Raw genomic sequence first — 12,934 nt, 5'->3', positions numbered from 1 at the left:
GGCGATCAGTAATGTAGTACCACGGCCAACATGGTGGCGATCGCGGCAATGAGAGTAAACACGCCGAATAGTGGCAGGATCAGGCGGAACCAGCGACCGTAAGATATACTGCCAGCGGCCAGAAACGCCAACAGCATGCCTGATGTCGGCGAGAACATATTCACCAGACCATTGCCAAGAATGAAGGCAAGCACCGTGGTCTGTCCGCTGACGCCCACGCTTTCCCCAATAGGTCCCAGGATGGGAATGCTGAGTGCAGCCTTGGCCGAGGTTGACGGGATCAGCAGCGTCAGAACCATCTCCAGACCCATGATGATGGGTGCCACCAGTATCGGTGACAGATGTTCAACCTGGGTGGAAGCGTAGGCGATGATGGTGTCCAGAATGCGCCCTTCGCGCAGCACGATTTCTACACCCCGTGCCATACCCAGCAACAATGCAGCAAGTGTCATCGAGTTCATCCCCTCGACAAAGGCATGAGCGCCGGCACGCGCCCCCATGCGATAGACAAGTCCGACACACAATGCTGTCACCATGTACAGCGTGGCAAACTGCGAATCTCGCCAGCCCAGTGCGGTTGATCCATACACCAGTATCACCAGGGCGATGCAGACAATCACGATCACCAGAAAGTGTGGTTTGGACAAAGGCTTGCTTTCAAACACAGCAGCCTTGGCTGGACGTGGTTCCATGCGCAGCACAAACAGAATAGCGAGCGTCAGGAAGATCACCCACAGCGTCAAGCGCACCAATGCCCCGCTGAATACCGGCACGCCAACAATGGGCTGGGCAATCAGCAATGCCAAAGGATTTGATACTGATGCCAGGTAGCCGACCTTGGCAGCCAGGGTCAGCAGGGTAAAGCCATATAAGCGGCTCATGCCCAGGCGCTCGGCAATCGCAATCACCACCGGGATGAAGATCAGATACTCGGTGATCATACCCAGGAAGGTACTGCCTGCCGATAAAATCACCATCACAACTGGCGTCAATACCACCACCCGTCCCCCTGTTAAACCCAGCAAGCGCTCAATACCAGCATCGAAGGCGCCGGTGGCGCGAAACACTCCCAGTAGACCACCCAGCAGCAGGATCATGAAGATCAGGTTGGCCGACTTCACCAGCCCCGCCGGCACCGAGGTAAAGATGGCGCCCGGTGACAGCGGTGCTGCCTCTGTCTTACTTTGCGGTTGCTGTATCAATGCAGTAGCGTTGATGGTTTTGGGTATGATGTGATAGCTTCCCGGTATCACAGGTGACGCCTCAGTCGTACCGCTGCGCTGATACTCGCCGGATGGTAAGACCCAGGTAAGCAGCACGCCTATGGCCAGCGCGATAAACATCATCATGACCGGTTCCAGTGCCCAGCGTCGCTTGACGATATTATCCGTCATGGTCTCGTCGGCATCTGCCTTGCTTGGCTTGTCTATCATGTTGGACATGGTTATTTAGAACTTCGTGTTCAGACGTGTATAAAAGTAGCGGCCGCGTACATCATAGGTATAGATATCGAAATTGATGGGATTGTTGGCCGCTGATGCCGGTGGTTGCTTATCAAAGACGTTGTCGATGCCCAACCCGACGCTGGTTTTTCCATCACTGAAGTTATACGAAAGCTGCATATCGTGATACAGCGTACCCGGTACGTTGCCGCCATTGACTGCATTATTTGGTACATCAGCAGTAGCGCCGATGTAACGTGCCTTCCATCCAGCGGTGATACTGGTGCCTATATAACGTAGTGAGGCCTGGGCTTTCAGGTGAGGGAAGGTTGAACGTGGCTGGTCGGATTTGCCAGCACGTTCGTCAACCACAATAGAGCCATCCGGTTGCGGCACATAAGATTTGTAGTGTTGCAGATAAGCCAGGTCAAGCGCTGCGTCGATCTTGGCACCAGCAACCGGGAACAGGTAGCGCAGTGTTACGTCGACACCTTGCACTTCAATCCGTGACAGGTTGACCAGTGCTTGCGTCAGTTGCAGTATCTCACCTGTGTTGGCGCGTTGTACCAGATTACAGAAGGTACCGGTCTGGGCGCAGGCGTTCAGGATCTGGGTCGCAGTCTGCGAGGCGATGGCGTCCTTGATCTTGATCTTGAACTGATCAACTGTTACGCTAAACCCTTTAAGTTGTTCCGGTGAATAGGTAAAACCCACAGAGTAGGTATCTGCGCTTTCAGGTTTCAGGTCAGCATTGCCGGAGGTAACGCCACGCGGAATGCCGCTGCTGTACAGTGACTGATTGTAGCTGGTGGGGATGCCGGCACAACCTGGCAATCCGGCACCACCACCGTTACATGGATCAACAGCCGGGAAGCTGGTTTGTTTCACCCCCTGGTACAGTTCAAGGATGGAAGGTGCACGGAAACCCTGAGAATAGGTGCCACGCAATAGCAGTGAATTGAATGGGCGATACAACACGCCAAGCTTGGTTGTTGCCTTGCCGCCAACGGTAGAGTAGCGGGAATAGCGCACGGCCGCGTCCAGTTCCAGTTTTTGTACCCAGGGAAGATTGGCCAGCAGCGGGGCGCTCAGTTCGGCATAGGCTTCGTTCAGGTAGTAAGAGCCGGCGGTTGGATTGCGTGCTGCTGCAGAGGTGGTGGCCTGGGCCGCACCTGATACCAGTGGCAACACGGTGGAAGCTTGTGAAACAAAAGGATCGGGGCTATCAAATGCCATTTCACGGCGATATTCATAGCCGGTGGCAACTCCCAGGGGGCCGCCTTGCAGTTGCATCAGACTACGCGTGGCATTCAGACTGAAGTCGGTCTGGCTGGTGCCGTTGGTATCATGCGAATATGAGCGGATATAGTCAGCCATGGCTGGTGTGATAGTGCCAAACAGATCGATAGGTACGCAACCCGGCGCTGCGGAGCAGGTGGCTGGCGAGGTCATGGCACGGTAGAGGTTATCGAAATTGATGCCATTCTTTTGATCGAAGCTGGCTTTGTTTTTCGAATAGGACAGTGTTGCATCCCAATTCCAGTCACCCCAGAGCGAAACGGTGCCTTCCAGACCGAGCAGCAGGCGACTCATCTTGACATCTTGCAGCACTTCGCGGTTGCCGACTTCGACCGGTACGCGCTGGATGCGGAAGGTGGACCCGGAGAAAGCGAGTGCATTGGCAGTTGGAACGCCGTTGGCGGTACCGAATGGGTTATACGCCTGATCCTTGGAAATCGAATAACCGTTGCTGCCGCGAATGTCCAGTAGGAAAGGTGAGAATAATTGTGATGATTGGCGTGTGGTATAGGTGGCTTCGACATGTGCCGTCAGATCAGGGGTGATCTCGTAGGTCAGGCGTCCAAACAGGCCGGCGGTTTTGCTGGGGCCAGTAGCATACAGGCCCTGGGTCAGTTGATTGTAATAGTCGCCGGGCAGGGTCGCGGTGTGGAAGCTGTTGTCTGCTGCAGAACCAGCGCCTATGCTGGTGACGCCAATATTGCGGGTGACGGCATTGGCTGCATTCGACGCGAAACCAGTCGGGGTACCGAAATAAGAATTGTTGGACAGGCCAGGTAATACATACAGACCTTGCGGACTGGTGCCAGGGGCAGTCAGCGGCGACAATGCCACTTTGGTCAACTCGCGGTCTGCCGACAAGATAGGGCGGGAATCGTTCAGACTACCGGACAGCAATACCGAACCCTTTTCGAAACTCTTGCCCCAGTTCAGGAAACCATTGTAATTCTCATCATCGTTGCGGGATGAGGCACCGAGGCGCATATTGGCTTCGAAACCGTCGAGCTTGCGCTTGGTATGAATATTGACCACGCCAGCTATCGCATCGGCACCATAAATGGCTGAGGCTCCATCTTTCAGCACTTCAACACTATCAATGATGCCCAACGGGATGGTGTTCAGGTCCGTAAAGTCACGGAAGCCGCGACCGCCTGCTGCATTCACCCAGCGGTGACCATCGACCAGTACCAGGGTGCGGTTGCCACTGCCTTCGGCACTGCCAAGATAGCGCAGATTAATGGAACTGACACCATATGATGTGCCCTGGGTGCCGTTGGAATTGAGACTGACGCCGGTGTTTGGCAGTGCCTGCATGATATCGCCAAGCGAGGTCGGTGCCGCGAATTTAAGGTCATCTCTGGTCAGAGTCAACATGGGGCCACTGGTTTCCGTATCCCTGCGTGCAATACGTGATCCCGTCATCACAACCTGTTGAACCGGAGCTGATGCATCGTCTTTTGCAGGCATTGTGCTGGCCGGGGCCGCAGCAGGTGCTTCTTGTCCATGTGCGAAATGCGTTACAGCCAAACTGAGCGCGACCGCACTGCGCGCCGCTATCGCCTTCCTGTTCTTCATTTTCATAATCATCCCTGGGGTTATTGATTCTGCGGCAATTTTGCGTTTGCTATTACCTGAGACGATAGTAGGGGGCACATGTAGCTTGATGCAATATTATGATAATTTCTGATTAGTGTATGCAAATTTGGTATAGCTGAAGCTTGGTTTTAGTGGCGCTTCAGAGTGAGAAAAGCTTACTTTTGACTTATGTCCATAGGGAAATAATGAGGGTTGCTGTAGCGCAAAAAAGACGGGTGATATAAAAAAACAACAGTCTTTGAGGTTACCCGGGTTGTTATTCGCTCGTAAAATACTTCGTAAGCAAAAAAGGCATTTTTATATTTATTCTGCCAAGCACCCAATTTACCAGTCTAAAAAAATACCAAAAACAGCTATTCTTAAAGAATTTCTCTATAAATCATGGGCTTGCCAGCGGGCAGCTAAAACCACAATGCTATAATGTGAGGTTGATCCTCATCATTATTGCAAAAGGTTTTCTGTGCTTTCTACCGCAAATATCACCATGCAGTTTGGCCCCAAGCCACTGTTTGAAAATATCTCAGTCAAATTTGGCGAAGGTAACCGCTATGGCCTGATTGGTGCCAATGGCTGTGGCAAATCCACCTTTATGAAAATTCTGGGGGGCGATCTTGAGCAGTCTTCTGGTACTGTCATGCTGGACCAGAATGAGCGCCTGGGTAAATTGCGCCAGGATCAGTTTGCTTTTGAAGACATGCGCGTCCTGGAAGTGGTCATGATGGGCCACACGGAAATGTGGGCGGCAATGGCGGAACGGGATGCGATTTATGCTAACCCTGAAGCAACTGATGACGACTACATGAAGGCTGCTGACCTGGAAGCCAAGTTTGCCGAATATGATGGCTATACCGCTGAAGCGCGTGCGGGTGAACTGTTACTGGGCGTGGGCATCCCAATTGACCAGCATCAAGGCGTCATGAGTGCTGTTGCACCTGGCTGGAAGCTGCGGGTCTTGCTAGCCCAGGCACTGTTTTCCAATCCTGATATTTTGTTGCTGGATGAGCCGACCAATAACCTGGACATCAATACCATACGCTGGCTGGAAGATATTCTGAACGAACGTAATTCCACCATGATCATCATTTCCCATGATCGCCATTTCCTGAATCAGGTATGTACGCATATGGCCGATATGGATTACGGTACCTTGAAAGTGTATCCGGGAAATTATGATGATTACATGCTGGCGTCATCTCAGGCGCGTGCGCAGCAAATGGCGAATAATGCCAAGGCCAAGGAAAAAGTCGCAGAATTGCAAGATTTCGTCCGTCGCTTTTCAGCTAATAAATCCAAGGCGCGTCAGGCAACTTCACGTGCCAAGCAGATCGACAAAATCAAGATTGAAGATTTTAAACCTTCCAGCCGTCAAAATCCTTTCGTGCGCTTCGATGGCGAGAAGAAATTGCATCGCCTGGCTGTAGAAGTGCAATCTCTGAGCAAAGCTTACGATAAACCCTTGTTCAAGAATGTGGACTTGATGGTGGAAGCAGGTGAAAGAATCGCGATTATCGGTGCCAACGGTATTGGTAAAACCACGCTATTGCGTTGCATAGGTGGTGATGACATCACAGGTTTGCATGCAGATTACGGTACCGTCAAATGGGCAGAAAATGCCAATGTCGGCTATATGCCGCAAGATCCTACCGAAGAATTTGCATCCGATAAAAACCTGACTGACTGGATAGGTCAGTGGACACAGGAAGGTGATGATGACCAGGCAGTGCGTTCCATCCTTGGCCGCTTGCTGTTTGGTGGTGATGACGTCAAAAAATCCGTCAAGGTTTTGTCCGGCGGTGAAAAGGGTCGCATGATGTATGGCAAGCTGATGCTGGGTCGCCATAATGTCTTGTTGATGGATGAGCCTACCAATCATATGGATATGGAATCTATCGAGTCGCTGAATATCGCGCTGGAAAAATATGCAGGTACCCTGATTTTTGTATCGCATGATCGCGAATTTGTTTCATCTTTGGCGACGCGTGTATTGGAAATCAAGGAAAATAAAATCGTAGACTTCCAAGGTACGTATGAAGAATACCTGAGTAGTCAGGGTATTGAATAAGTACTGCCAATTGCAGCAAATAGCAAAACAAAAAGCCAGGGTAACCTGGCTTTTTGTTTATCTGCATGTCTTGATGCCTATCTGCGCATGTTCTGATTCAATCGTGATTCACAGGTGATTTGGCATCAAGCTTTGCCGTCGTTTAATAACTGGTCCAGCCGATCACGCAGGCTGCGTGCCATTTCTGGGCCTTTGGCTTTTTGCACGGCTTCTACATAGGCTTGTCTGAGCCCACGGAAATCGTCGACGGTCGATGCGCGTTCCACCTTCAATTGCAGACCGTAACCTCGCAAGCCTATAGCGCTTTTAATGGTTTCATTGAAAAAGTTATAAAGTGCCTGAAAACGTTCTGCGTCTGTCATTGCAGGCAGACTGGTGGCCGGGGTGGCAACTTCTTCGTTGGGATTGTTCGCTGTTACCGCTGGCGCAGTGACATGAGTTTCGACTGGAACAGATGTTGGTTGCACTGCAATTTCAATGATGAAGTCCTGTTCCAGCAGCTCTTGCATGTTTTGTTCAGTGAGGCCAAGGCCAGACACTTTTTTTATGATGTCGTCAGTTGTATGTTTGCCGTCAACCATCACTAACAAGGTACGCAAGCGCGAAGCCAAATGATGTTTGCGGGTCGCGATTTCTTCACGCCCCTTTTCGGTCTTGTCGTAGATGATTACTGTCATATCCAGCTAAAACCCTTGTGTTCTCAAAAAAGCAGAAATTGTTTTTGTTTTATTCTTTTTTGAGGATACATCAATTCTGGCTGACTGCCAACGGCAAGCAGAGTATGAAATAAGAGCTATTTGGGGGTAGACAAGGTTTTGATCAATTTGATCGGTTGTTCTGAGACCTGAGGCGTAGAGCAGTTATTGTTGGACGAGCAACCACCACATCCAGAGCCGCAGCCTTCAGTTTGTTTGGACAGGCCATCGATCACAGGTGCAAGAGCAGGGTGACGACTTTGAAAATAAGTCTTGATCCTGTTTTTTGTGGCCTTGGGCATGTATTTCAAAAGCAGGTATGCACTGGCCAGTAGCAATAACAAGCTAGCAATCAAGTTTTGCATTTCTCATCTCCCCAGCAGGTAAGTGGAAATATGAAAAGTCAGTAAAGATGCCAGGTAAGCCAGACCAAACAAGTAAGCTGCCATCATGACTGGATAACGCCAGGTATTGGTCTCACGTTTCACCACACTCAGTGTCGCCACGCATTGCGGCGCGAACACATACCAGGCAAGCAGTGACAGTGCAGTTGGCAGGCTCCAGGACTGGGCAATCAGGGGCTCCAGCGAACGACTCAGTTCTTCGCCAGACTGTGACAAGGCATAGACAGTTCCCAGCGCAGCCACTGCTACTTCACGTGCGGCCAGACCAGGTACCAAAGCAATGCAGATTTGCCAGTTGAAGCCTATCGGGGCAAAAACAATTTCCAGTAAACGCCCCAGTTGACCGGCGATACTGTAATAAATGGCTGGCTGATCAGCATTCGCCGGCGCATCAGGAAAACTGCTCAAGAACCACAGTAGTATCATCAACGACAAAATAATGGTACCAACGCGTGTTGTGAAAATTTTGATTCTTTCCCACAGGCCCAGCACTAGATTACGCAGATTCGGCCATCTGTAATCAGGCAATTCCAGCATCAGTGCTTGCTGATGGATTTGGCTTCCCCATTTTTTCTTGAAGAAAAAAGCTACCAGCATTGCAGAGACTATGCCCGCCAGGTACAGAAAAAACAGAACCAGACCTTGCAGATTGAGTATGCCCCATATGGTTTTGTCAGGAATGAAGGCGGCGATAATCAACGCATACACTGGCAGACGTGCAGAGCAGGTCATTAAAGGAGCGATCATGATCGTCACCAGACGATCACGCGGATTTTGTATGGTCCTGGTCGCCATAATGCCGGGAATGGCACAGGCAAAGCTGGACAGCAGGGGAATAAAGGCGCGCCCGGATAAACCGACTTTGCCCATGACTCTATCCAGCAAAAATGCAGCGCGCGGCAGATAGCCGGAATCTTCCATCACCAGGATGAAAAAGAACAGGATGACAATCTGCGGTAAAAATACCAGCACACTGCCTGCACCACCTATCACACCCTTGACCAGCAAACCCTGCAATATACCAGGCTGCAAGGCCGCTTCCACAGCGGCACCAGTCGCATCAATAACGGATTTAATCATATCCATGGGCATCTGCGCCCAGGCAAAGACTGCCTGGAATACCAGAAACATCAGTGTGGCAAAAATCAAAGGGCCAGCTGCTGGGTGCAATACCCAGCTGTCCAGGCGATAACTGAGACTGACATCATTGGCTGCATCAGTAGCTTGCGAGACACTTAATTGCAACACTGCATTGACTCTGTCCTGCAGTGTTTCCGGACTTTGATCCGTCAAAGCATGTGGAGTGATATTGGCAGAGGGCACTAATTGCTGTGCCAGCGTTTCGAGTTGAGTCAGCAAGGCATCAATCCCTTGCGGATCAACGGCTACTGTCTCAACGACAGGTATACTCAGTGCTTTGCTGAGTACATTGATATCGATATGGATATCGCGTTTTTTTGCGATATCCATCATGTTGACTGCCAGAACCATGGGTTGACCAAGCGCCATCAATTCCAGAACTACGCGCAAGCCCCGTCGCAGATTGGTGGCATCTACCACGCACACCACGGCATCGGGCATGGCTTCATCGCTATGGTTGCCGGTAACTACTTGTTGGGTGATTTCTTCGTCAGGTGTGGCTGCATGCAGGCTATAAGTGCCTGGCAAGTCCAGTACCTGCCAGTCGCGCCCGACAGATGAGCGAAACTTGCCTTCTTTGCGTTCTATGGTAACGCCAGCATAATTGGCTACTTTTTGCCGTGCACCAGTCAATCTGTTGAACAGTGCAGTTTTTCCGCAGTTGGGGTTGCCGACAAGAGCGATACGCGGAGAAAACAATTCTTTCACTATTTTCCTACTTTTCCTGAGTTTGTAACGCCGATCAACGCTGCTTCAAAGTTTCTTAATGCAAAAGTGGATTGGCCAATTCTGACAGCAAGGGGCTCGCCACCAAAATAACCTTTATGCAAGACTTTCACCAGTTCGCCCTTCACAAAACCCAATTCTTTCAAGCGACGGGTAATATTAAAAGTGCCGTCGCCTTTTGCATGACCCTGATCTTGTACATCAAGCACTATCCCTGAATCACCGACTTTCATCTGATTCAAAGTCACTGCACTTGCTTGTTCAATTGATAAGTCATGCATGATAAAGTTCCCGTAAAGAATAAATGCTGAACCTAAATGATAATGAGAATATATATCAATACGGATTTTGTTTCAATCATCATAGCGTGTAGTGCTACTTGATTTGATCCAACGCAAGCAGAGCTTAGGGAGAAATATGAAATTAAATGCCTATTAAGCATTTTTTCTATCTGATTTTTGTAATTTGTATATCATTTGCTGTTTGCATAAATGTCCGTAACTTCATCAGGCATTAATTGGATACCCATGAAAAAAATCTTCGTTTGCAAGTAACCGATTCCTGAGTGGCGTCATTTTCAGCGCCCAATAACATCGGCACAATATCCGCAAGGTTTAACAATATGGATCGGCAGAGCGTTCAATGAAGGTTTCGATGAATGCTTGTGCTTTCTTTAGTCAACCTGCCTTGCCGTGCCTGGTAACTTGATCGAATACGCGCAAATAATTTCCACCTACTATTTTCCCAACTTCCGTATTATTAAAATGTAGCAGTAGCTGGCCGACAAATTCGGGGAACTCTCCATAGGAAGAAAATATTGGTGGATGCATTGCTTCTTTATCGGTGCCGATGGCCACATGGTCGATGCCAATTAAATCCGCCAATTTTGCGATACCCACCGCGTAGTCTGCGAACCCGGAAAATGAATACGCGTTCGCCCAGATGCCGATAACACCCCCGGTATCAGCCACCAGCTTCGCATGGTCGGCACTAATCCAGCGCGATTGAAATTTTGGCTCGGCGGAATAACCGGTATGTGAAAGTATCAAAGGGGTGCTGGAGACGTTCGCGATCTGATTCGCCGTAGCGAAGGTAGCATGTGCCACGTCGACAATCATCCCTAGTCGATTGCATTCCCGCACTACATCGAGGCCATACGGCGTTGCACCTCCGTAGAACGGTGCTTCGGTTTGGATATCGCCCAGTGCATTATTCATGCGGTAGTGCACAAGTTGCCAATGGCGTATTCCTCTCTTGTAGGCGATTTGCAGGCGTTCGATTTTTCCTTCAAGAAAATCGCTTCCTTCAACAGCAAGAATCACGCCGGCTGAATTTTCTTCTTTGCTGGCCTGTAAATCTGTCAGGGTCAAAACCCGCTTAAGGCCTTGTTGAGCAATCATGCGGTCGACAAAATCCAGCCTATTGGCCATGTATGCATGTAATTCGCCGGGTTTGGGTTCGCGTCGGGCAACGAGCTTATTTTTGCTATTAGTAGACAGAAGAATGCTGTCTGAAGCCAATGAAAGACAGATAGCCGACAAGCTTCCCTGTTTCATGGGAGAGGAAATGTCCTGGGCAATGGCATTGCGGCCGAGGAGGCCGCCGGCATGGCTATGTATATCAACAGAAAGAACTGAGTCAAGCAGGGCTGTTGCCCGTTCATGCAAGCGCGATTCAACGCCCTGTTCTACAGAGAATGATGATGCTGGAAGACTAAAGCCTAGTGCACTTCCCGCCATGCATTGTAAGAAGCAGCGCCGCGATTTCGTGTGACCACAATGGGGTTTGTTGACATGGAAGGCGCTTTTCAATTTACGTCCCGATATACACTAGAACTCATTTCATCAATAGAGGTGAGATGCGTTATGAGGCAAACCCTCCGGGAGCTGGCCGCATTGACACTTTTCGGGCGCATTGCAGCGCGAGGTTGTTACGTCACGCTTGCTAAGGCACAAGCCTTAGCTGCACAGGGTACACACCTTGGACCTTGCACCGCATCCCGAATCGCCTTGCTCGCACTCATCCCTATTGATGAAATGAGTTCTACACAAACCAAACGGCAGTACGAAAGAGATCAGCATCATCAGCCAGAATTTGAATTCAGAAAATACAGTATTTTCCATAGACGTTTTTTATATGTCTGGTTTTAGGCATCCCATCGTCCAGCGATATTTTTTAATAGCTGACTGATCGCTGCCAGTTGACGATTGCGTACACTAAGTAAGCTGCTTTCGCTGCTGAATGCAGATGCCTGTGCGACTACGACGTTGAGATAACTGACTGTACCTGCGCGATATTGGTCGAGCGTGATTTCCAGATTGCGCTGGGCTGCCTGCAATGCTTCTGATTGGAATTGCGCCTCTTGCTGCAATTGGGCATTTAAAATCAGGTTATCTTCCACTTCCTGCAAGGCCGTTAACACCACCTGTCGGTAATTGGCAGTCAGTTGCTCGGCACTGGCGCGGGCTTGGGCGCTGGCCAGTTTTCTTTGGCCGCTGTCAAAGATGGATTGCGTCAGGCTGCTGCCCAGTGACCACAGAAAATGTGGTGCGCTGATTAATTGTCCCAGGGACGTACCACGGTACCCGGCACTGGCAGACAGCGACAGCGACGGGAAGTAAGCCGCATCGGCTACACCAATTTGAGAGTAAGCGGCGGCGACACGCCGTTGTGCTGCCGCGATGTCTGGCCTGCGTTCCAGCAGATTTGATGGCAACATGGCTGGCACCAAAGGTGCTGTTGGCAAGACCTCATCATGCGTAATCGTCAATTCAGCCGGCTGAGTGCCCACCAGCACTGCAATGGCATGTGCCAGCACGGCACGTTGCGCCGTCAGGTCAGCGCGTTGTGCCTGGGCATTTTTGAGTTGGGTCTGTGCCTGCAAAATATCGGTGCGACCTGCCACTCCACCTTCATAACGTGCCTGCGTCAGCGACAAAGAACGTTCATACGCTTGAATGCTACGTTCACTGAGCGACAACTGGGCATCAATTGTGCGCATGGAGAAATAGCTTTGCGCCAAAGTAGCCTGTGCTGAAAGCCGGGCTGAAGCTAAATCAGCCATACTGGCTTGCAGGGTGGATTGTGCCCCCGCACTTGCCTGCGACAGACGCCCCCACAAGTCGATTTCCCAACTGGCATTGGCAGCGAGTGACATGCTGTTACTGGGGTTGCTGGCATTGGCGGAAGTGGTTGCAGTCGGGCTGGCGTCCCTTGTCGCGCTCAAGCCAGCAGACAGGCTGGGGTACATGGCGCTGCGACTGGCTTCCAGCGCGGCGCGCGCATTGGCGACCTGGGCGGCAGATGCTTTGAGATTTTGATTGTCGATAACCAGACGGTGTTCCAGGTCATCCAATACAGGGTCCTTGAACAGGGTCCACCAATTGTCTGGTACAGGTGTGGCAACCGCGCTCCCCTGTACCCATGCGCCACTTTCCTTGAACTGGGCAGTGGCGACCACTGGTGCAGGTGGATCAACTTTGGTGACTGCGCAACCCGCCAACAGCGTGGGTGCAAGCAGGGATGTCAGTAGAGGGACACTATATGTGTGACGAAGGTCAAATTTCATGA

The 12,934-nt window shown here is 50.7% G+C and carries 9 protein-coding genes; 1 reads left to right on the top strand and 8 read right to left on the bottom strand.

Features of this window, described 5'->3' with window-relative positions:
* Positions 1–5: 5 nt before the first annotated feature.
* Together AC1RVX_RS18800 and AC1RVX_RS18795 are read right to left on the bottom strand one after the other, a co-directional pair.
* Positions 6–1,442, bottom strand: coding sequence for a YfcC family protein (locus AC1RVX_RS18800; protein WP_493218130.1), 1,437 nt, complete (start codon positions 1,440–1,442; stop codon positions 6–8).
* Between the two features lie 6 nt (positions 1,443–1,448).
* Positions 1,449–4,322 carry a TonB-dependent receptor gene (locus AC1RVX_RS18795; protein WP_493218129.1) on the bottom strand — a complete coding sequence of 958 codons (2,874 nt, stop codon included), beginning with the start codon at positions 4,320–4,322 and terminating at the stop codon, positions 1,449–1,451.
* Positions 4,323–4,797: 475 nt separating this feature from the next.
* On the opposite strand from AC1RVX_RS18795, the gene AC1RVX_RS18790 reads away from it, so the two are divergent.
* Positions 4,798–6,399, top strand: a complete 1,602-nt coding sequence (locus AC1RVX_RS18790) for an ABC-F family ATPase (RefSeq protein ID WP_493218128.1) — start codon at positions 4,798–4,800, stop codon at positions 6,397–6,399.
* A 125-nt stretch (positions 6,400–6,524) separates the two neighbouring features.
* On the opposite strand, the gene AC1RVX_RS18785 is transcribed toward AC1RVX_RS18790, so the two are convergent.
* The 6 genes from AC1RVX_RS18785 to AC1RVX_RS18760 form a co-directional block, all read right to left on the bottom strand.
* Positions 6,525–7,076, bottom strand: coding sequence for a hypothetical protein (locus AC1RVX_RS18785; RefSeq protein WP_493218127.1), 552 nt, complete (start codon positions 7,074–7,076; stop codon positions 6,525–6,527).
* A gap of 116 nt (positions 7,077–7,192) precedes the next feature.
* Complete coding sequence (locus AC1RVX_RS18780; RefSeq protein ID WP_493218126.1) at positions 7,193–7,459, bottom strand: hypothetical protein; 267 nt, start codon at positions 7,457–7,459, stop codon at positions 7,193–7,195.
* Positions 7,460–7,462: 3 nt separating this feature from the next.
* Positions 7,463–9,346 (bottom strand): ferrous iron transporter B, encoded by a 1,884-nt coding sequence (gene feoB, locus AC1RVX_RS18775; RefSeq protein ID WP_493218125.1) that lies wholly within the window; start codon positions 9,344–9,346, stop codon positions 7,463–7,465.
* On the bottom strand, positions 9,346–9,645 hold the full coding sequence (locus tag AC1RVX_RS18770; RefSeq protein WP_493218124.1) for a FeoA family protein: 300 nt from the start codon (positions 9,643–9,645) through the stop codon (positions 9,346–9,348). The genes feoB and AC1RVX_RS18770 overlap by 1 nt, the downstream gene beginning before the upstream one ends.
* Before the next feature lie 396 nt (positions 9,646–10,041).
* A complete protein-coding gene (locus AC1RVX_RS18765; RefSeq protein ID WP_493218123.1) occupies positions 10,042–11,175 on the bottom strand; it encodes a dipeptidase in 1,134 nt (377 codons plus the stop codon).
* Positions 11,176–11,510: 335 nt separating this feature from the next.
* Entirely contained in the window at positions 11,511–12,932 is a 1,422-nt protein-coding gene (locus AC1RVX_RS18760) for an efflux transporter outer membrane subunit (protein ID WP_493218122.1), read from the bottom strand.
* Positions 12,933–12,934: the final 2 nt, after the last annotated feature.

This window comes from Undibacterium sp. GW821-FHT11B02 (assembly GCF_058808955.1).
The sequence above is the reverse complement of the archived record's forward strand: the minus strand, read 5'-3'. Positions and strand labels throughout refer to the sequence as shown.

Bases quoted from the DNA above. Each gene is read 5' to 3' on its own strand.
- AC1RVX_RS18770 (WP_493218124.1), bottom strand. From the start codon at position 9,645: ATGCATGACTTATCAATTGAACAAGCAAGTGCAGTGACTTTGAATCAG.
- AC1RVX_RS18760 (WP_493218122.1), bottom strand. From the start codon at position 12,932: ATGAAATTTGACCTTCGTCACACATATAGTGTCCCTCTACTGACATCC.
- AC1RVX_RS18780 (WP_493218126.1), bottom strand. From the start codon at position 7,459: ATGCAAAACTTGATTGCTAGCTTGTTATTGCTACTGGCCAGTGCATAC.
- AC1RVX_RS18800 (WP_493218130.1), bottom strand. From the start codon at position 1,442: ATGTCCAACATGATAGACAAGCCAAGCAAGGCAGATGCCGACGAGACC.
- AC1RVX_RS18795 (WP_493218129.1), bottom strand. From the start codon at position 4,322: ATGAAAATGAAGAACAGGAAGGCGATAGCGGCGCGCAGTGCGGTCGCG.
- AC1RVX_RS18785 (WP_493218127.1), bottom strand. From the start codon at position 7,076: ATGACAGTAATCATCTACGACAAGACCGAAAAGGGGCGTGAAGAAATC.